General features: G+C 45.3%; 19 protein-coding genes and 1 tRNA gene. 8 read left to right on the top strand and 12 right to left on the bottom strand.

Annotated features, from left to right (window positions below; translation table 11 throughout):
- Positions 1-52 precede the first annotated feature (52 nt).
- Positions 53-1,243 carry a response regulator gene (locus tag IGQ44_09500; protein HIK38210.1) on the bottom strand — a complete coding sequence of 397 codons (1,191 nt, stop codon included), beginning with the start codon at positions 1,241-1,243 and terminating at the stop codon, positions 53-55.
- A gap of 195 nt (positions 1,244-1,438) precedes the next feature.
- On the opposite strand from IGQ44_09500, the gene IGQ44_09505 reads away from it, so the two are divergent.
- Positions 1,439-2,425: a glycosyltransferase family 9 protein gene (locus tag IGQ44_09505; protein HIK38211.1), complete on the top strand. Its 987-nt coding sequence runs from the start codon at positions 1,439-1,441 to the stop codon at positions 2,423-2,425.
- Here the strand turns inward: IGQ44_09505 and IGQ44_09510 are convergent.
- Together IGQ44_09510 and IGQ44_09515 are read right to left on the bottom strand one after the other, a co-directional pair.
- The gene (locus IGQ44_09510) at positions 2,415-3,422 is read right to left on the bottom strand and encodes a zinc-dependent alcohol dehydrogenase family protein (GenBank protein ID HIK38212.1); all 1,008 of its coding nucleotides are present in this window, start codon (positions 3,420-3,422) and stop codon (positions 2,415-2,417) included. The genes IGQ44_09505 and IGQ44_09510 overlap by 11 nt on opposite strands.
- 228 nt (positions 3,423-3,650) lie before the next feature.
- A complete protein-coding gene (locus tag IGQ44_09515; GenBank protein HIK38213.1) occupies positions 3,651-4,478 on the bottom strand; it encodes an acyl-CoA desaturase in 828 nt (275 codons plus the stop codon).
- A gap of 148 nt (positions 4,479-4,626) precedes the next feature.
- Between IGQ44_09515 and IGQ44_09520 the strand changes: the two genes are divergently transcribed.
- The 4 genes from IGQ44_09520 to IGQ44_09535 all read left to right on the top strand — a co-directional run bounded on the left by IGQ44_09520 (position 4,627) and on the right by IGQ44_09535 (position 9,278).
- A complete protein-coding gene (locus IGQ44_09520) occupies positions 4,627-5,925 on the top strand; it encodes an FAD-binding oxidoreductase (protein ID HIK38214.1) in 1,299 nt (432 codons plus the stop codon).
- 291 nt (positions 5,926-6,216) lie between these two features.
- Positions 6,217-7,413, top strand: a complete 1,197-nt coding sequence (locus IGQ44_09525; GenBank protein ID HIK38215.1) for an MFS transporter — start codon at positions 6,217-6,219, stop codon at positions 7,411-7,413.
- Between the two features lie 472 nt (positions 7,414-7,885).
- On the top strand, positions 7,886-8,779 hold the full coding sequence (locus IGQ44_09530) for a carbohydrate porin (GenBank protein ID HIK38216.1): 894 nt from the start codon (positions 7,886-7,888) through the stop codon (positions 8,777-8,779).
- Positions 8,780-8,837: 58 nt separating this feature from the next.
- Positions 8,838-9,278, top strand: a complete 441-nt coding sequence (locus IGQ44_09535) for an iron uptake porin (protein ID HIK38217.1) — start codon at positions 8,838-8,840, stop codon at positions 9,276-9,278.
- A gap of 472 nt (positions 9,279-9,750) precedes the next feature.
- Here the strand turns inward: IGQ44_09535 and IGQ44_09540 are convergent, their stop codons facing one another.
- The 5 genes from IGQ44_09540 to IGQ44_09560 form a co-directional block, all read right to left on the bottom strand.
- A complete protein-coding gene (locus IGQ44_09540) occupies positions 9,751-10,533 on the bottom strand; it encodes a sulfite exporter TauE/SafE family protein (GenBank protein HIK38218.1) in 783 nt (260 codons plus the stop codon).
- Positions 10,534-10,539: 6 nt separating this feature from the next.
- On the bottom strand, positions 10,540-10,875 hold the full coding sequence (locus tag IGQ44_09545) for a rhodanese-like domain-containing protein (GenBank protein HIK38219.1): 336 nt from the start codon (positions 10,873-10,875) through the stop codon (positions 10,540-10,542).
- Between the two features lie 15 nt (positions 10,876-10,890).
- Positions 10,891-11,589, bottom strand: a complete 699-nt coding sequence (locus tag IGQ44_09550; protein ID HIK38220.1) for an MBL fold metallo-hydrolase — start codon at positions 11,587-11,589, stop codon at positions 10,891-10,893.
- A gap of 155 nt (positions 11,590-11,744) precedes the next feature.
- On the bottom strand, positions 11,745-12,335 hold the full coding sequence (locus tag IGQ44_09555) for a biopolymer transporter ExbD (GenBank protein HIK38221.1): 591 nt from the start codon (positions 12,333-12,335) through the stop codon (positions 11,745-11,747).
- Positions 12,336-12,385: 50 nt separating this feature from the next.
- Positions 12,386-13,021 carry a MotA/TolQ/ExbB proton channel family protein gene (locus IGQ44_09560; protein HIK38222.1) on the bottom strand — a complete coding sequence of 212 codons (636 nt, stop codon included), beginning with the start codon at positions 13,019-13,021 and terminating at the stop codon, positions 12,386-12,388.
- 287 nt (positions 13,022-13,308) lie between these two features.
- Between IGQ44_09560 and glgB the strand changes: the two genes are divergently transcribed.
- Both glgB and IGQ44_09570 read left to right on the top strand, forming a co-directional pair.
- Positions 13,309-15,609 carry a 1,4-alpha-glucan branching enzyme gene (glgB, locus tag IGQ44_09565; protein HIK38223.1) on the top strand — a complete coding sequence of 767 codons (2,301 nt, stop codon included), beginning with the start codon at positions 13,309-13,311 and terminating at the stop codon, positions 15,607-15,609.
- On the top strand, positions 15,609-16,793 hold the full coding sequence (locus tag IGQ44_09570; GenBank protein ID HIK38224.1) for an amidohydrolase: 1,185 nt from the start codon (positions 15,609-15,611) through the stop codon (positions 16,791-16,793). Before glgB ends, IGQ44_09570 begins: the two co-directional genes overlap by 1 nt.
- 104 nt (positions 16,794-16,897) lie before the next feature.
- Here IGQ44_09570 and IGQ44_09575 read toward each other — a convergent pair.
- The 4 genes from IGQ44_09575 to IGQ44_09590 form a co-directional block, all read right to left on the bottom strand.
- Positions 16,898-16,978 (bottom strand) — tRNA-Leu (locus IGQ44_09575).
- Between the two features lie 63 nt (positions 16,979-17,041).
- A complete protein-coding gene (locus tag IGQ44_09580; protein ID HIK38225.1) occupies positions 17,042-17,587 on the bottom strand; it encodes an NYN domain-containing protein in 546 nt (181 codons plus the stop codon).
- 89 nt (positions 17,588-17,676) lie between these two features.
- Positions 17,677-18,372, bottom strand: coding sequence for an ABC transporter ATP-binding protein (locus IGQ44_09585; protein ID HIK38226.1), 696 nt, complete (start codon positions 18,370-18,372; stop codon positions 17,677-17,679).
- On the bottom strand, positions 18,369-18,644 hold the full coding sequence (locus IGQ44_09590) for a hypothetical protein (protein ID HIK38227.1): 276 nt from the start codon (positions 18,642-18,644) through the stop codon (positions 18,369-18,371). Before IGQ44_09590 ends, IGQ44_09585 begins: the two co-directional genes overlap by 4 nt.
- Positions 18,645-18,830: 186 nt before the next feature.
- Between IGQ44_09590 and IGQ44_09595 the strand changes: the two genes are divergently transcribed.
- Positions 18,831-19,058 (top strand): photosystem II D2 protein (photosystem q(a) protein) (locus IGQ44_09595; GenBank protein ID HIK38228.1); only part of this gene is annotated, 228 nt, incomplete at its 3' end.

Below are 19,058 nucleotides of genomic sequence, written 5' to 3' on the forward strand. Positions count from 1 at the left end.
CGTCGTGAGGATTTGGGAGTGGGGTTTAGAAAGTGGGGTGTGGGGGTGGGATTTAGAGGGTAAAATAAAAGATAGACCCTTCACCTGCCACAGAGTCACACCAGATAAACCCCCCATGGCTTTCGATAATTCTCTTCACGATGGATAATCCCAATCCATAACCCTCCACCCTCTCTTTATCTCCCCGGAGGCGAGTTAGCGGCAAAAAAATTTCTTGTACTTTTTCTAACTCAAAACCACTACCATTGTCTTTGACGAAAAATGCCTCTGGAGGGGGACTTTTTTGGAGGGGATAAAGACGATAAAACGCTTCCGGTCTCCAATTATATGTTTTTCCAAATTCCAGATGAATTTCCTCTCTAAACGAACTATATTTCCAGGCATTAATCAGTATATTCTCTAGGGCTACCCTTAACAGAGGCTCATTGGCCATTGCCCCTAAACCTTTTTCTACTTTAATCAATGCCTTTTTACCGGTTTTTCTACCTCTTAAATCTTGGATAATTTCTAACACCAAATCCGACAGGTTTACCGGCTGCTTTTCCAGTTCATTCATCGGGACATATAAAAATAATAGACTCTCGAGGAGCCTGTTCATTTGTAAGGCCTTATCGTGAATGGTGCTCACCCAATTTTTCACTTCCTCATCCAGGGGGTAAAAATTTAACAAGCAAACTGCCGCCCCAATAATAACCGAAAGATAGTTACGCAAATCATGGGAAAGACTGCGGTTGAAGATTTGTAAGTCCTGATTAAGCCGTCTTAACTCTTCGTTGTTTTTTTCCAGTTGCAACTCAGCCAATTGCCGCTTTTCGATTTCTTGTTTTAACATTTCTTCTTGTTTTTTTATGCGCAAATGAGTAGCTATCCTTGCTAAAACTTCTTCTTCCTGGAAGGGTTTGGTTACGTAATCCACACCGCCAACTTTAAAGGCCCTTATCTTTTCTGAGATGTCATCTAAGGCACTTACAAAAATGATGGGTATGTCGGCTAATTCGGGATTAGATTTGATTTTCTCAGCTACCTGATAGCCATCCATATTAGGCATTTTTATATCCAGCAAAATCAAGTCAGGCTTAAAATTGTTTAAACTTTTTAAGGCCAATTCCCCACTCCTACAGGCCCTGATATCATAGTTATTTTTACTGAGCATTTCCAGCAAAACAGTAAGGTTTTCAGCTACGTCATCTACCACTAAAATGGTTTCCCTTTTTTCCTCCCAAACATTGTACTCCGCACACATCTTTTTGTCTTTTGCCTCCACCGTGAAATAATATGTGTCATCCCCACCCCTCTATAAAGGCTGGCATCTATCTTAAATATTACACCCAACAGGACGCGGGTCAGAATTGGAATTTTCCCGAGGGGGTTTGACTAGATATGGGAATAAATACCTTACAATTAAGCAGAGAAGCTATAGTGGAAGGATAGTAGTATGATGCGCATTTTGGCTATTGTACCCGGTGGGATTAGGGATCAAATTCTTTTTTTTCCAACCCTCGAATCCCTAAAGAAAAAATATCCAAAGGCTACTATAGACGTGATTGTAGAACCCAGAAGCAAAAACAGCTACACTATCTGTCCATATGTCCAAGACGTGTTAGTATTCGACTTTCAAGATCAAAATGGCCTAGCTGACTATCTTAACCTACTGGGGATGATCAAGGACAGGGAATATGAATTAGCCATCACCCTAGAGGATGACTGGATTATCAGCTTTTTACTGTGGCTGGATGGCATACCCACTCGCATCGGCTATAAGAGTAATACCTCCTGGTTTCTCAATTGTACTGTGCCCAAAAAAACAGAACAATATCTGCCCTACATGTATCATGAGTTGTTAAAACCGCTTCATATCAATACCCCTTGTCCACCCTTGAGTATCCACATCCCCCAAGATGAAATAAATTGGGCCACAGCTGAAAAAAGCCGCCTTAACCTCCAGGATAATGACTATATTCTCATCCACGGGGGCGCCAGTGTAGTAACCACCTCCCAGGGAATTAATAAAATCTACCCCGTGCCCAAATGGCAGCGTATTATTGATGAAATACAGAGAATACAAGAAATGCCAATAGTGTTGCTTTGTGGCCCAGATGATGTAGACTGGACTAAAGAGTTAATAACCCTCTGCCCACAGGTAAAAGTAGTGGCGCCTCCCTCCATGGGCAAACTAGCGGCTATAATAGGTGGGGCAAGGCTAATGGTGTGCACTGATAGCGCGCCCATGCAACTGGCTATAGCCCAGAAGGTGCCTACCATAGGCTTGTTTGGCCCCACCCAAGCCTCCCAACTAATACCCCCAGAATGTGACTATGCCGTGGGGATACAGTCTTTTAGCCGGGACATAACTGATATTGTACCAGATCAAATCCTGGAGAAAGTCCGACAGTTTTTGGCACACCAGGAGGCAGTTAAGGGATAACTAAGGCAATTTTACCAGTTACAGAACCTCCCTCAATCATCTGATGGGCAAGGGCAACTTTCTCCAGAGGGAAGGTGTGTGACAGGTGTATACTTAGTTTCCCCTCATCAAACCAACGGGCACACTGTTCTAGTATGCTACACTGATGTTTCAGAGCTGAGGGCAAACTCATCAATGCCGGTGTCAGCATTAACTCCAGACTGATACGCAGATTGCGGTTGCGGGCTATTTTCAAGCTGCCTAGGCTAAAGTCTGGTTCTAAAATAGTTACCAAGTCTCCATATACCCTCACCGCCTCACAGGTGTCAAAGAAGGTTTTGCCTCCCACTGTATCAAAAGCCACATCCACTCCCTCCCCCCTTGTCCATTCCATTATGGCATTGATAAAATTCTGTTGACGGTATAAAATGGGGTGGTCGGCACCTAGTTTTCTCACCAGTCTTTCTTTGTCAGGATTGCTGACGGTGGTGGCTACAGAGGCACCTCTCAGCTTGGCTAGTTGAATTGCCACATGCCCCACTCCTCCCGCACCAGCGTGGATTAACACCTTTTGTTCCGATGTCAGCCCGACCCTATCATACAATGATTCCCAGGCGGTGATCAACACCAGAGGGGCTGCTGCCGCCTCTTCAAATGATAGGGATTTTGGTTTGTGAGCCACGTAATCTTGCTCTACTACGGCATATTGTGCATAATTGCCAGTATTCGCCTTTCCTAATCCACCCTGACAGAAATACACCTCGTCTCCCACCTTGAATTTTGTCACACTTTCTCCTACTGCTTCTACTATACCTGCCCCATCGCATCCCAATACTGCCGGTGTGGTTTCTTCTGGATAAAAAGTGCCCCGACGACGGATTTTGGTATCAATGGGGTTAACTCCTGCCGCCTTCAGACGCACTAGTATTTGGGTGGGGGATTCTATTTCTGGGCGTGGGATTTCCCGCAATTCTAACACGCCTACATCCCCTGGTTTAGTCATTACTACTGCCTGCATCTTCATTTTTCCCTTCCTCCTTCCTGTTTTTCTCTTTCTTCCTTCCTTTCTTTCTTCCTTTATAGCTTATTTTTCCCTGTTATTTTCAAGTATAAAATTTCAAGCACAAGAAAAGAGTATCCTTTCCAAATTTCCCAGGGAAAGGCATACTCTTACTCCCTTTATTGTTTCTCAAGCCTCTCGTTAAATAGGGGCCAATTTAAACCGGAGAAAGTTATACGCTTTTTGTTATTTATTCTCTAAAACCGGTGCTAATTTAATGTTTTTTGCCAAACCCAATAAAGCCAAAAATTTTATAGTCCACCAGGTAATATCAATTTCCCACCACTTTAATCCATGACGGGCAGAATACTGGAAAGCATGATGATTATTATGCCAACCTTCTCCAAAGGCTAATAGGGCAACCCACCAACAATTGCGAGAATTGTCATTGGATTCGTAGCTTTGATAGCCAAATTTGTGAGTTGCACTGTTGACAAACCAAGTAACGTGAAATACCCACACCAGACGGAAGAAAATCCCCCAGACAACTAGTGGCCATCCCCCCCACCAGTATAGTATTAAACCTAACACTACCTGGATGGGAATAAAGTACTTTTCACAGAAGACATAAAAGGGATCATTTTGAATATCCTTCGTATATTGGGGAATGAGTTTATTAGCAGGATTATCCACCAACATCCAACCTACATGACTCCACCAAAAACCTTTGTTAGAATCATGAGGATCTCCAGGGTGATCGGAATACTTGTGGTGGATTCTATGTAATCCTACCCAGGAAATAGGACCACTCTGACATGCCAGTGTACCACAAAACACTAAAAAATATTCTAGCCATTTTGGCGTCTCAAAACTGCGGTGTGACACCAAACGGTGATATCCTAGAGTAATGCCTATACAACCCGTTAGCCAGTACAAAAATGCTGCTACGCCTACTGCCTGCCAGCTAAAATTGCTTGGCAAAAACACTAGTAAAGCCACCAAGTGAATGCCACCCAGGTAGATGATAATATGCCATGCGGGTGCCAGTTTTTCTACATTTGTTCCTACTGTCATTTCTTACTTAAGACCTTAAAACAACAACCAAAAATCAATTCTATCAGAGCAAGGGCTCTCGAATTCTAACAATTTGCTGGTATAATTGCCAGTATTTTCCTAATTCAATCCTCTTTTTCCCTCTTATTCTGGTATCTTCCGGCTTAAAATGGAAAACGATTCTTTTCTGGCAATTCTTGAAACAAAACTAAACAAACCCCATTTAGACTCCCTAACCATCGTCGACGGGACAAAAGACCCACGGTGGAGAGATAATTGGGTTAATAAAGACTTAACAAACTGTCTTCCCCGCCATTTGCTCATCCCTCACCATAAAGATATCCTATCACAGATAGTGGGAATGGCCCACCAACAAAAATGGCGGTTATTACCCCTTGGCAATGGCACAAAACTAGACTGGGGGAAGCTACCAGAAAAGGCAGATATACTGGTAAGCACTTCCAGACTCGACCAAATAGTAGAATATGCACAGGAAGACTTAGTGATAACCGTACAGTCGGGGGTAAAATTAAAAGACTTACAACAGTTTTTAGTATCCTTTGGCCAATTTTTACCCGTTGACCCTTATAATCCCCAAGAGGCTACTATCGGTGGCATTGTGGCTACAGCTAATACCGGTAGCTGGCGACAACGTTATGGGGGGGTGAGAGATTTGGTGTTAGGAGTCTCTTTCATCCGCAGTGACGGCAAGGAAGCCAAAGCCGGTGGGAAGGTGGTAAAAAACGTTGCCGGTTATGACTTGATGAAACTATTTACAGGCTCCTATGGTAACCTGGGAATTATAACTGAAGTGACTTTCCGTCTCTATCCCCTACCAGAAGCCTCTAAAACTCTATTTCTTGCCGGTGATGAGGAAGGTATCCGCCGTCTGCAAAAAACTGTCTTACTGTCGGGATTAACCCCCACTGCCGCAGATATAGTCTCCTCCTTTTTGGTTGACAGTTTAGACTTACCTAAAGGGTTAGGATTAGCCATACGTTTCCAAAGTATCCCTGAAAGTGTTAAACAACAGGCAGAAAGAGTTAAACAATGGGGGGAGGAAATCAACCTGTCTGTAACCAGTTTTGAGGGAGAGACGGAAACCCATCTCTGGCAACAGTTGCAGCAGAAAATTTATCTAGGAGTAGAAAGTCAAAGAATCTGCTGTAAAATCGGCATCCTTCCCAGTGAGATAGTTAAATTTTTCTCCCAGTGGCAAGGGTATGGTTTAGTCAATATCAGTAGCGGTATAGGATACATCTCCCTGCCAGGAGAAACAACCACTAGCCAAATAAAACAACTGCGACAATTCTGTCAAGACAACGGCGGGTTTCTAACTATCCTCTCCGCCAAGGCATCCTTTAAACAACAAATAGACTGTTGGGGATATGTGGGTAACAGTCTTCCCCTCCAGCAGAGACTAAAGTCGGAATTCGACGCCGCCGGTGTTTTTGTCAACAGACTCTAATCTTCTCTATGTGAGTGACAGAGGGGTTTTTCAAGTAACTCAAATTTTCCTAACACGCATTGATTATAAGATATCACAATACCAGCTGTTTTTCCCCTTTTACTCCCCATTGATTAGCCTTTCCCTCTTCCGATTTATTTTGGTTTCTCCTAGGATGGGTTGTTGGCGGCAGCGGCCATTACTACAAAAGTTACAAGGCATACACCTTGGTAGGGGATAACTCTATCTTGTAAATCCAGTTATCATGGGGGAGTCTGTTTTATTTTTCAACAATTGGGTTAAGGAAACATTATGGCCCTTAGTAGGAAAAATGCATTAACCCTAATCTTTTTGTTTGGGATTATAAGCCTCCTAGGCGACATTATCTACGAGGGAGCCAGAAGTGTCAATGGTCAGTATTTAAATACTCTTGGTGTCTCTGCATTTGTAGTGGGCTTTGTGATGGGGATGGGGGAATTTTTTGGTTACTTTATTAGGCTTTTTTCGGGTTATATCGCCGACAGAATTGGCTCCTATTGGTTTTTTGTTATTCTAGGTTATGGGCTATTAATGTCAGTACCTCTGTTATCTATATCTGATTTTTGGGCCATTGCGGCTCTTCTTATTATTCTGGAAAGAATAGGCAAAGGACTGAGAAGTCCGGCAAAGGATACACTGGTATCTCATGGTACTAAAAACATTGGCACTGGGCTAGGTTTTGGCATCTTAGAATTTGTAGACCAAATTGGTGCAGTTATAGGCCCACTGGTATTCACTTTTCTTTTCATCTCCCTTCAAACTCCTCAAAAGACCACTGCTGACTATCAAAGAGGCTATGGGTTATTCTGGATTCCCTTTTTAATGCTTATCCTGATTTTATTGTTTACCTTTTTCAGGTTTAAAAAGCTCGACAAACTACAGCGTTTGAAAGCCAATAATAGCTCTCCAAATATTCCAAAATATTTCTGGATATTCTTATCTTTCACCTTCATCAATACCCTTGGCTTTGTCAACTTTGCCCTCATAGGTTATCACCTGAGGTCCAACCAAATTTTGCCTGAAGGCTACATACCGTTTTTGTATTCGGTAGCCATGACAGTCGACGCAATTTTTGGAATAATACTTGGCAGGTTATATGACAGTTTAAAGCTACGAAATCGCCACATTTACATACTTCTAGCACTCCCCATTATAACAGCAATAACTGTGAGCCTGGGATTTTCAAAAACTGTTGTATTGACATTCCCAGCCATATGCCTGTGGGGGGGCATAATGGGGGCTCATGAAACTGTAATGAAGGCCGTGGTTTCAGATATAACTTCCCTTTCAAACCGGGGCACTAGCTTTGGAATTTTTCATACAATCTATGGCTTTGCCACTTTTTTGGGTGGAGTTATAGCCGGCTTTCTCTATGACATTTCAGTGGAATTGATGGTGGGGATATTAATCCTCATTGAGTTGTTGGCAATCCCCATGTTTTTTGCCTTGAAGAGTGCTTTAAAATTCTAGGCATTTTATACGGCGATATTATGATGACAAACGACTCTATTCTCCCCAATATTTTGCTGTCAGTTTATTGGTGGCATTACCTTGAGCAAAAACAGTAATCCTACCCCGAGTAAAAATAAGAAAAACAGGAAATAGGAGACACTAATAATTAGTTAGTGTTAAAGAGAGGAAAGTATCAACAATAGTGGCAATTTCCTACAGGTGGGGGGGAAGTTTATTTAGAAAGCCCGTAATATCCGCCACAACCCCTCTTAGCCTTTTAATTCAGCCTGTAGCAATAGACTTTTTCGTCAGTCAATACATTTTCTCAACCCGTCTCTCCAGCAACTGCCTTATACCCCCTGGGGAGTTAATTAAAAATACTTGCAATTATTTCCACATTTGGCTAGGATTTAGTGATAAAAATAATCGATATTCCAGCGATAACAAGGGCGTAAGTTAAAAAATTTTTTCAAAAAACTCGGCGGGAGTAGTGTTGGTGTTGGAGAGTTGTCCGGCTTTTGGCACGGAATTAAAGGGAAATCGAGTGCCACAGTTAGAAGAAGACTCTTTTGAGCAGATTACCTCTGTTTCCCAGCTAAAAGATGTGTCTTCAACCCACTGGGCCTTTGAGGCGTTAAGAAATCCAGTGGAAAGATGCAGTTGTATAGCGGGGTATCCAAATGGCACCTTCAGAGGGAATCGAACCCCGAGTCGTTATGAGTTTGCCGCGGGCTTGAACTTTTGTATACAGGCCATAGAACGCCTAATGGCAAAAGGTGATAAACTTTTTCAAGAAGAAATTGAAAAATTAAATCGATTAACCAGTGAGTTTCCATCAGAATTAGGAGCAAGGGTAGATAAACTAGAAGGACCTGTAGCCTTCCTGGAAAACAAACAGTTTTCCACCACCACGAAACTGCGGGGGAATGCCCCCTACAACAATGCCTCCAGTTTTCCGGGAGTGAAAAAAAGCAATACAGGAGTAGCTCAAGACAGAGCCGTTTTCTCCTATCGGGCGCCACTGAATTTTGATGCCAGTTTCATGGGCAAAGACTTGCTGCGGGTGCGAATACAGGGTTCAAACTCTCGCCCCCTTGACGCCAACAGTGATATGGTGCGTCTCAGTCATGACACCACCACTGGCTTTGACAACAACGTCAACATAGATAACTTGTATTACCCCTTTCCCATTGGCGATAGCATCACCGCCTTTGTAGGTACTAACGCTATGAATATTGATAAAGTCTTCAATGTCAACAACCTCTATTTAGAAAGTGATGCCACTGGAACCCTTGTTAACCTTTTAAGAAGAAACCCCTTGTCCGCGGCTCGGAAGGAGCTGGTGGTGGCCTTAAAATCAAACTGGGAGAACAATGGCATCTGAATAATATTTACGTATTACACAGGGCCTCAGAACCACCTCCCGTAGCACCGGGGCATAGTTGGAGTTTCTCCCCTCCAAGAATTTGCAACTGTCTACCGCCTATCTATATTCTTACGGGCCCACAGGGGATGTCAATCTCACCAGTGGCACTGGCAGCCCCATTGGCCGAAATCCCTTCGGCGGCAGTTGGCATCTGGCAGATAAGATTAATATAGCCGCCTGGGGTGGTTACGCCTTTGTGGACAATCCTATTCCCCGGGGTAGCAAACCCGCCCTGACAGCCAGAGACGACACCGAGATGTGGACTTGGGCTGCCCTCCTCTCCTTCCTAGATGCGGGGAAAGAAGGTACTGTCCTATCCCTCGCCGGTGGCATGCCTCCCAAAGACTCTCGAGACCGCGATAATGCTCATGTAGTTGAACTGCAGTATAGCTACCCCATCAATTCCAATATCCTTCTAACCCCCGGTTTCTATGTGGTGGTAAACCCCCAACCATGACAGCCAAAACGATCCTGTTCGAGTAGAGGCGGTTAGGACTACCTTTAGATTCTAATCCCCCGCCCTTTCTTTTCCTCTACCTTACCTTTTTTTTGGCGTCTCTCCTTTTCTGGGGCGCCATTTTTTATTTTATTCCCTTTCCTATTCACCTCGCCACATATAAGTTCTTGTTATACCGCAGCCTTTTTTCTTGAACCCAAGACCATTTTTAATTTCTTTTAAACCCCTTTTTAAACACACACACCCACCCCATTCTAATTATGTTTATATTATGTCATAAACTCCCATATTATTCCCTTTTTATTTATCATTCTTTACAATCAAATTTATGAATAACTGTTAACGAGTGGAAAAACAGGGAAAAGTGGGACAATGGTGGGTGGTGTGTATACTGGAAACAGCCTTAAGGGAAAAACAGGCTAGTAAAAAGGGGGCGGGAAAACGAACCTACCTCAATTCCCAATCCCCAATTTCATCGGGCGATCAAGACAAAGATAGCAACGGCTAAGACAAAATAGCCGAAAGCTTTTTGGAGGGATTTGGCCTGTATTTTTTTGGCAAGATTGGCACCAAAAACAATACCGCAACTGGCGGCAAGGGAAAAGGAAATCATAATTGTCCAGTTTAAAGCCACCTGACCCCAATAACCAAGAAAACCGCTAAAGGCGTTGGTGGCAATGATGAGAAGAGAGGTGCCCACCGCCTCTTTCATGGGGATGCCGCCAATCAACACCAGCGAGGGAATAATTAAAAAACCACCACCAACCCCCACAAATCCAGTAAGAATCCCTACACCCAACCCCTGAAAAATCGTTAGGACAATTTTCTTCACCACAGTTGGCGGTTTTTCTGATAAGGGGGGGTTTTTGTCGGCATTGCCAGTTTTCTGGGAATTGCTTTTTTTAATCATAAAAAAACTAGCCAACGCCATAACAACACCAAAACACCCCATTTGAATGGTGTCGGTGATGAAGGGGAGTCGGCTAAGTTTTGCCCCCAAAAAAGCACCCACCATGGCGGGGGGGATAAAGGTCATCGCCACTGGCAGATTCACATTCCCCTGTTGCCAATGAGGTATCAATCCCACCACACTGACGATGCCAACTATGAAAAGACTCATGGCTATTGCCTCCTTGGCTGTTACCCCCACTACATATTTAAGTATCGGCACAGCCAAAATGGAGCCACCGCCACCTATTAACCCCAGACTTAAACCAACAAGAATGGCAAGGAGTAAGGCAAAAGTATAACGCATGACAGTTTATTCTACTGGAAGATTAGCCTCCTGCCAGGCTATTATCCCCCCCTGTAAATCAAATACACATTGTTTACCGAGGGAAACTAATTTTTCCGCCACTTGACGAGAACGTCTGCCAGAGCGACAATAAAGCACCAGATTCTCCCATTGTAACAGTTGTTGGATATCAGAATCGCTCAAGGTAGAGGAGGGTTTGAGGATGGCACCAGGAATGTGTGCTTGTTGATATTCCGACAACTCCCTTACATCTACCAGAGTTACTCCCCCGCTAGAGAGTCTTTTTTGTAACTGTTGGGGGGAGATGGCAATTATCTTCTCCACTATTGTAGAGGATGTCATGACAGTTCACTCCCTCTAAACTGCAGCCGCTACGTTGCCACACTGTCTGTTGGCCGGGATAGCCTCCATGATTTTGGCCGGGTTGGGCAGATTCAAGTTATTCATAATGTCAATGAATTCCTCCCTGGTTTTGTTAGCCAGTCTGGGGTTATATTGTTTCTCCTCGCCAATGGTAGAAACCGTGTGGCCACGATAGTCATGTCCAGGATAGACTAAAGTACTATCGGGGAGAGTAAATAGTTTCTGGGTGATGGAGTCATAGAGTTGGCCAGCATCCCCACTTTGGAAATCAGTGCGCCCACAACCCCTGATAAACAAGGCGTCTCCCGTTAGCAGGTGGGTACCATTTACAAGGTAAGCAAAGTGACAGTCGGTGTGTCCTGGGGTGTGGATGGCCTTGATTTCCACACTGCCCACCTTCAATACTTCCCCATCTTTCAGGTAAATATCAGCACATTCTACTTTTGCCTTCTCTGGTACTACTCCCTTGCAGCCAGTCAATTCTTTCAATTTCCCAGTGCCGGTAATATGGTCGGCATGCACGTGGGTTTCAATAGAATAAACCAGTTTCAACCCCAATTCCCGAATCAATTGTAAATCCCTTTCTACCTTTTCCAAAACCGGGTCCACCAAAGCCGCTTCCTTGGTTTCTTCGTCGGCAATTAGATAGGTATAGGTCCAAGTGTCTTGATCAAACAACTGACGGAATAACATTTTCTTCCCCTCTGCAGGCACAACTCTACTTTCTTACATTATATCATCACTTGTTCATATGGTAATATTTTTAGCCAAAAAAAAGGGGGCGGGGAACAGGGGTGTGGAGGCCTATAATCCTAAACCCATACTTTATGGTCATAGGCCCTCCATCCCTAGGGAGGGGGGAGAGGGGTAGGACTAGAAGGGTGGGGTGTGGGTAAGAAGGGATTAACGCCGGGAGTGGAAGTTGTTTCCGGGGGTTTTTGGGATTTACCTGGCAGGGTGGCCAAAGCAACACGATCGCCCCCCACCTCTTTGAGCATGTCTAACACCTCCACCACCTGACTATAGAGGGCATCCTTGGAGGCATGTAGGACCATTAAACCATTGGGATTGAGACTATGATAGTTCTTAATGGCACTATACAACTGTACCCTGGTAACGGGTTGCTTTTCCAGATATAACTGTCCTCTACTGTCCAAACTCACCACCAGCATTTCCCGCATCTGTGGGGTACCAGTGGCCGCCTTTGGCAAATTTAAGGTTATGGCCTGCTGACGGGAAAAACCAACTGCCGCCAGGATAAAAAAGGTTAGAATACAGAAAATCACATCAATCATTGGTACGATTTCAATCCGCACCTCTTGGCCCTGAATATCCTGCCACAGTTTAAAAGGTTTTACCGCGGATTTACCATTGGCATGGGCTGTCCTTTTAGCGGCATCAGGAGAATCTCCAAGGGGTGAGTGTGAGAGAGTAGTCATTTTCTCCACCAACGGATACAACACGTCATCAATTCTAGAAAAAAAATCCACTAATAGTGGGCAAGTTTATTCAGACGTTGACGATAAATCACCTCTAAATCACTGCCAGCCTTTCTGAAAATACGCACCTGATTAAACCAGAAGGCCTGGAAGAGACGATAAAATGCCACACTGATGATGGCCACAATCAAACCCACGGCGGTGGAAATAAGAGACTCACCTATACCCAGAGTAACACCACTAGTAGAGGCAGTACCTAAATCACTAATAGAAATTGAACCAAGGGAGCGAATTAAACCCAAGACAGTACCTAATAAACCCAACAACGGTGCTAGGGCTATCACCCCCTCCAGGATTTTATCACCCTTGCGCATCAAGGCCAATTCCTCATCGGCCGCAGTCTCCAGGGCAAGGTGGAACACATCCGGATCTGGATTGTCCAATTGGAGAGGATAGTAGAGGAATCTGCCCAGAGGGTGGTGACGATAACGAGAAGCCACCTCCTCTGCCTTTTGCCAATTCGTCATGGCTACATCCATTATATTATTGAGTATCTGTTCCTCTCGAAATAGAACTCTGGCCCAAAACCAAAGACGTTCAATAATTGTCCCCAAGGCGAGAATTGACAGGAATAACAGGGGCCAAATGGCCACACCGCCCTTCTCAATTAATTCTGTAAAAGTCACCGCTTTACCCCTTTTTTTGTATCCCTCTGTCAACAGGAGTGCTCTGACTAATACACCCCGTCTCTAGATTTTAACAATTATTAACACCCAGCGCAGGGTATAGGGTAAAGGGGTTAGGGTAAGGGGGTTAGGGAATAAGAGGGGGAAAGAAAATAAAAAACTGTTAAAGGGATTTGCCAATTGTAAACTAAATTATCTTGTCTAGGGGCGATTTACCAGTGACACAAAACTAGATATTATGATTAAACAATAGGAATTAAGCAAAAGAATTGAGCCTCTTGAACTAAATGCCTAGCAAAGTCACTGTTGAGCAAGTAAATCAAATTGTAAACAATCTGCACCACAGACCTTTTGAAATTTTGGGTTGTCACGCCACAACAGGGATATTGAGACAGAAAACCTGGGCAATTCGTGCTTACCTACCAACAGCGACAGAAGTATCTGTAATTTTGCCAGACGAAAAGAAAGAATACCCCATGAAGCCAGTACATCATCCCAACTTCTTCGAGTGTGAGATCAGGCGTGACAAACTGGGCATTTACCAGCTGAGAATAAAAGAGGGAGACCGGGAGAAGATTATATACGATCCCTACCAATTTCAGAATTTGCCCCTGACAGACTACGACATATATCTGTTTGGCGAGGGAAATCACCACCGCATATATGAAAAAATGGGAGCCCACGTGGTGGAAATTGAAGGCGTCAGGGGGGTATATTTTGCTGTGTGGGCCCCCAACGCCCGTAATGTCTCTGTGATCGGGGATTGGAACAACTGGGATGGCCGGGTCCACCAAATGAACAAAAGAGAAAATATAATCTGGGAGTTGTTTATCCCAGGATTGGACTATGGCACCAAATACAAATATGAGGTAAAAAACTGGGAAGGCCATATATATGTCAAGTCGGATCCCTTCGGCTTCTGGCAAGAACCTAGACCCAAAACCGCTTCCATCGTGGCAGACTTAGACAGTTACCAATGGCATGATCAAGAATGGCTCGAAAGACGACGTACTACTGACCCCCTCACCCAACCCATTGCCGTTTATGAAGTACATCTGGGCTCGTGGCTACACACATCCATAGATGAGCCCATAAGACAGTACGGCACAGGAGCAGAGCCGGTACAAGCCTCAGAGTACAAACCAAAGGCCCGTTTTCTCACCTACTACGAACTGGCAGACCGTCTCATCCCCTACGTTAAAGAAATGGGTTATACCCATATAGAGATTCTCCCCATAGCCGAACACCCCTTCGATGGCTCTTGGGGTTATCAAGTCACGGGATACTACGCTGCTACTTCACGCTATGGCACTCCCCAGGACCTGATGTATTTTATCGACCAGTGTCACCAAAATAATATAGGGGTAATACTGGACTGGGTGCCAGGACACTTCCCAAAAGACGCCCATGGACTGGCATACTTTGATGGAACACACCTGTATGAACACCAGGATCCCCGCAGAGGAGAACACAAGAATTGGGGCACACTTGTATTCAACTATAGCAGAAACGAGGTCAGGAATTTCCTTGTGGCAAATGCCCTCTTCTGGTTTGACAAGTATCATATCGATGGCATCAGGGTGGACGCAGTAGCCTCCATGTTATATCTAGACTACGATCGCAGGGAGGGAGAGTGGATTCCCAACGAGTATGGTGGGAGAGAAAACATCGAGGCTGTGGAGTTTCTAAGACAGGTCAACACCCTGATTTTCCGTGAGTACCCTGGCATTTTGTCCATTGCCGAAGAGTCCACCGCCTGGCCAATGGTATCCCGTCCAGCCTACATGGGGGGGTTGGGATTCAATCTCAAGTGGAATATGGGGTGGATGCACGACATCCTCGACTATTTTAGCATGGATCCATGGTTCCGCCAATTCCACCAAAACAATATTACCTTTAGCATGTGGTACCATCACAACGAAAACTTCATGCTGGCACTATCCCATGACGAAGTAGTTCATGGCAAAAGTAGCATGCTAGGAAAAATGCCCGGGGATGACTGGCAGAAATTTGCCAATCTCCGCAGTCTATTTAGCTACATGTATGCTCACCCCGGCAAGAAAACCATGTTTATGGGAATGGAATTTGGCCAGTGGAGCGAATGGAATGTCTATGCAGACCTAGAATGGCACCTGTTACAGTACGATAGACACAAACAACTACAGAAGTTCTTTAAGGACCTAAATCGGGTTTATACCAGTCAGCCGGCGTTGTATGAGAGAGACTTTGAACAGGACGGCTTCCAGTGGATAGACTGCAGTGACAACCGTCATAGTGTTGTGTCCTTCATTCGTCGGGCAAAAGATCCCAATGACTTTCTGGTAATAGTCTGCAATTTCACACCCCAACCCCACAGCCATTATCGCATAGGTGTGCCCAAACCTGGGTTCTACCGCGAAATCTTCAACAGCGACTCCCGAGAATATGGCGGCAGCAATATGGGCAACCTGGGAGGTAAAATGACAGATCAATGGTTTTTCCACAACTATGAACACTCCCTGGATTTGTGTTTGCCCCCCCTAGGAGTTTTGATGTTGAAGTGGGTGCCCGACAGTGTTCCATCTAATCCCTCTGGCGAAGAAGAATAATGTTAGAAAAGATTAAGCAAATTGCCGCGGAAATAGCCCCAAGACTAATAGAAATCCGTCGTCACCTCCACGCCCACCCGGAATTGAGTGGACAAGAATACCAAACTGCCGCCTATGTAGCCGGAGTGTTGTCCTCCTGCGGTTTGACAGTAAGAGAGGGAGTGGGCAAAACGGGCGTCATTGGTGAGTTGAAAGGCAATGGCACCAGTGACCTTTACCTGGCCATCCGCGCCGACATGGATGCCCTACCAATACAAGAGGCCACAGGACTAGAATTTGCCTCCAAAGTCCCCGGCGTCATGCACGCCTGTGGCCATGATGTCCACACTACCGTGGGTTTGGGCACTGCCATGATCCTGTCCCGACTACAAGAATTTCTGCCAGGAAGAGTCCGTTTCTTGTTTCAACCCGCCGAAGAAATAGCTCAGGGAGCCCTCTGGATGGTTGCTGATGGCGCAATGGAGGGGATTGACGCCATTTTTGGCCTCCACGTCTTCCCCACCCTGCCGGCGGGCACTATAGGAGTCCGCTATGGAGCCTTGACTTCGGCTATGGACGACCTAGAAATCATCATCCAGGGGGAGGCGGGACATGGAGCTCGGCCCCACCAAGCCGTTGATGCCATCTGGATTGCCGCTCAGGTTATCACCGCCTTACAACAAGCCATCAGTCGCACCCATAACCCCCTACACCCCCTAGTGCTGACTCTAGGACAAATTAGTGGCGGCCATGCCCCCAATATCATCGCCGAACAGGTTAAAATGGTGGGCACCGTCCGTTCCCTCCACCCCGAGGTAAGGGAGAGTCTGCCAGAATGGACCAGAAGGATAGTAGAAGGCATTTGCCAGATTTATGGCGCCCGGTGCGAGCTCAAATACAACCGTCGTCTTCCCAGTGTTCAAAACGACTGGCAACTGACCAAGATTGTGGAAAAAGCCGCCATTGAAGCACTAGGGGAACAAAATGTAATTATAATCAACGAACCCTCCCTCGGCGCCGAAGACTTCGCCATATACCTGGAACACGCTCGTGGCACAATGTTCCGTTTAGGGATTGGTCTAAAGGAAGGAAAAAACTACCCCCTGCACCATCCCCGTTTCCAGGTGGACGAGTCTTCCATCATCACCGGTGTCATTACCATGGCCTACAGTGCCTACCAATACTTTGAACAGTCCTCCAGATGAGCCTCTCCACCTCTTAACTTCCAGCCCCCGTCCCCTTTGCCGTTTAACCCCACAAAGGGGGCCCCTGTAGACTGAACTGGTTGAAATTAGGATGGGGAGAAACATGCGGACGGAGAGACTCGAACTCTCACGTCAGAGACACTAGAACCTAAATCTAGCGCGTCTACCAATTCCGCCACGTCCGCTAGCCCCAAGTCCTATCATAGCAACACTGGGGAAATAATTCAAGGGTCGAGTAAAATTTTTTTTCAGGGATGACGGCCTAACCGGATTTCCTCCAGTTTCCGTTGGGTCTCCTTATTGATGCGGTTGAAAAGACGAGTTGTACATCGGCGGGGGCGGAAATTTTTTTTCTGTTTGGCACTGGTGGTGTCTATTTCCTGTTGGAGACTGGCTGCTGACATACACTCGGCGCCATAGCCTCTCACCGTGGTAGTCTGGGCTATATCCGATGTAGCTACGATAAGCCTAGTACGACTGTGGGGATTGCGTCTTTGGAAGGAGGCACAAAATCTTTCGATGTACGAGTCGGCCGTTTCTGAATAGGAGGTGTAATATACAGTTACGTATTTGCTCCACCTTTCTTCGTTTTGGGGATTTTTCTGGTAGTGGGCGTCGAAAATTATTCTTACTTCTATTTGTTTATAGCCGGCGTAATTAATTAGAATTTCAATCAGGGAATTCCGAGCCCGTTCCAATCCCTGTTCCTCCTTGATTTTTTGCAGTTGCGGCCATGAACCTATGACGTTGTAACCATCCACTAGTAGGATGGTCGAGGGGATTATTGTACTCATTTTTCTCCATATCCTCTTAGCAGATTATACAATGATGCCATAATAGTACATGCTAACAAAAAATTAAAATGGGAAAAACCGATGGGTTGCTAGGAGGTAATAATTCCTAACTCCCGCGGATGCCCCTGTTGTACTACCCTACCGCCTTTGAGCAGGAAATACCCGTCAGCATATTTTAACTCTTCCAGACGATGAGTCACCCACAAGGCAGTAATGTGTTTTTCTTTAACAATTGTCCTCACTAGACTCACCAATTCCATTTGTGTGTCTGAATCCAAAAGGGCAGTAGGCTCATCTAGCAACAATACCCTACAATGACGGGCTAAAGCGCCTGCAATGGCCACCCTCTGCTTTTGTCCGCCACTGAGGGTATGAATGGGACGCATCTGGAAGTCTGGTAGATTCACGGCAGCAAGGGCTTCTTTTACCCTTTCTCTTATCTGTGGCAGGGTGAGTTTTTCGGCTACTAGGCCAAAGGCAATATCAGCACCCACGGTTGGCATTACTAACTGGTGATCGGGGTTTTGAAACACAAAGCCCATAGGAGACTCAATATAAATATCGCCACTGTCGGGCATCAGCAAATTTGCCAATATCCTCAACAGTGTCGACTTGCCACAGCCGTTACTCCCCAGTAACATCCAAAGTTCCCCTCGTGGTACAGCTAGGGTACAGGAATCTAAAACCCTAGTCTTCCCATCCCAGCTAAAGGACAGGTTTTCCACTAGGATTGCCCAGTCTTGCCCATTGCCACCACTGCTATTGTCCCCCCCCTCCCCCCTCATGACTTTTCGGCCAAAATTGCCGCAAAACCCGGAACGTTGCTGCCCTTACTGGCGCCATCCTTTCGAGAAACAATAACCCCTGTTATCTGACTGCTCAATACCGCTATTTTCTTGTCCGTCTGCTTGTCACAGGTCAACTCTATAATGGAGGGGGTGCCACTTTCCATGGCCTGTAATATCTTCTGGTAAATGGCTTCCGCCTCCGACTCCTCCTTCTTCTCCACTGATAGCGGTACTGGTATGTATCTCACCAGCAAATCAATGGTTATCATATCCCTTCTTTTCCTTTTTTGGTCACTTCCTTAACCGATTGTAATATTTTTAAGTTTTTTTTTAGCAAATCAGTTGTCAATTCCAGTTTTTTTCCCCTAGAATGTTACTATAAGTATAACGTTAAGAAACGTAAAGTTTTCTAATAAAAACCTCTTAGTAATTATACCTATTACGGAGCATTAGGTATGACAATTGCAGTAGGTCGTGTAGCAGAAGAAAGAGGATGGTTTGACGTCCTCGACGACTGGCTAAAAAGAGACCGATTCATCTTCGTCGGGTGGTCTGGTCTTCTCTTCTTCCCCTGTGCCTATCTGGCAGTGGGAGGTTGGTTGACGGGGACTACATTTGTGACCTCATGGTATACACATGGTCTAGCAAGCTCCTACCTGGAAGGCTGTAACTTCTTGACGGCG

It is taken from the genome of Geminocystis sp. M7585_C2015_104, assembly GCA_015295805.1.
In the GTDB taxonomy this organism is placed as follows: domain Bacteria; phylum Cyanobacteriota; class Cyanobacteriia; order Cyanobacteriales; family Cyanobacteriaceae; genus DVEF01.

Excerpts from the sequence above, each read along its gene's own strand:
- IGQ44_09540 (HIK38218.1), bottom strand. The coding sequence starts at position 10,533 with ATGCGTTATACTTTTGCCTTACTCCTTGCCATTCTTGTTGGTTTAAGT.
- IGQ44_09510 (HIK38212.1), bottom strand. The coding sequence starts at position 3,422 with ATGCAGGCAGTAGTAATGACTAAACCAGGGGATGTAGGCGTGTTAGAA.
- IGQ44_09500 (HIK38210.1), bottom strand. The coding sequence starts at position 1,243 with ATGTGTGCGGAGTACAATGTTTGGGAGGAAAAAAGGGAAACCATTTTA.
- IGQ44_09520 (HIK38214.1), top strand. The coding sequence starts at position 4,627 with ATGGAAAACGATTCTTTTCTGGCAATTCTTGAAACAAAACTAAACAAA.
- IGQ44_09515 (HIK38213.1), bottom strand. The coding sequence starts at position 4,478 with ATGACAGTAGGAACAAATGTAGAAAAACTGGCACCCGCATGGCATATT.
- IGQ44_09585 (HIK38226.1), bottom strand. The coding sequence starts at position 18,372 with ATGAGGGGGGAGGGGGGGGACAATAGCAGTGGTGGCAATGGGCAAGAC.
- IGQ44_09545 (HIK38219.1), bottom strand. The coding sequence starts at position 10,875 with ATGACATCCTCTACAATAGTGGAGAAGATAATTGCCATCTCCCCCCAA.
- IGQ44_09525 (HIK38215.1), top strand. The coding sequence starts at position 6,217 with ATGGCCCTTAGTAGGAAAAATGCATTAACCCTAATCTTTTTGTTTGGG.
- IGQ44_09550 (HIK38220.1), bottom strand. The coding sequence starts at position 11,589 with ATGTTATTCCGTCAGTTGTTTGATCAAGACACTTGGACCTATACCTAT.
- IGQ44_09505 (HIK38211.1), top strand. The coding sequence starts at position 1,439 with ATGCGCATTTTGGCTATTGTACCCGGTGGGATTAGGGATCAAATTCTT.
- IGQ44_09555 (HIK38221.1), bottom strand. The coding sequence starts at position 12,335 with ATGACTACTCTCTCACACTCACCCCTTGGAGATTCTCCTGATGCCGCT.
- IGQ44_09580 (HIK38225.1), bottom strand. The coding sequence starts at position 17,587 with ATGAGTACAATAATCCCCTCGACCATCCTACTAGTGGATGGTTACAAC.
- glgB (HIK38223.1), top strand. The coding sequence starts at position 13,309 with ATGCCTAGCAAAGTCACTGTTGAGCAAGTAAATCAAATTGTAAACAAT.
- IGQ44_09570 (HIK38224.1), top strand. The coding sequence starts at position 15,609 with ATGTTAGAAAAGATTAAGCAAATTGCCGCGGAAATAGCCCCAAGACTA.
- IGQ44_09590 (HIK38227.1), bottom strand. The coding sequence starts at position 18,644 with ATGATAACCATTGATTTGCTGGTGAGATACATACCAGTACCGCTATCA.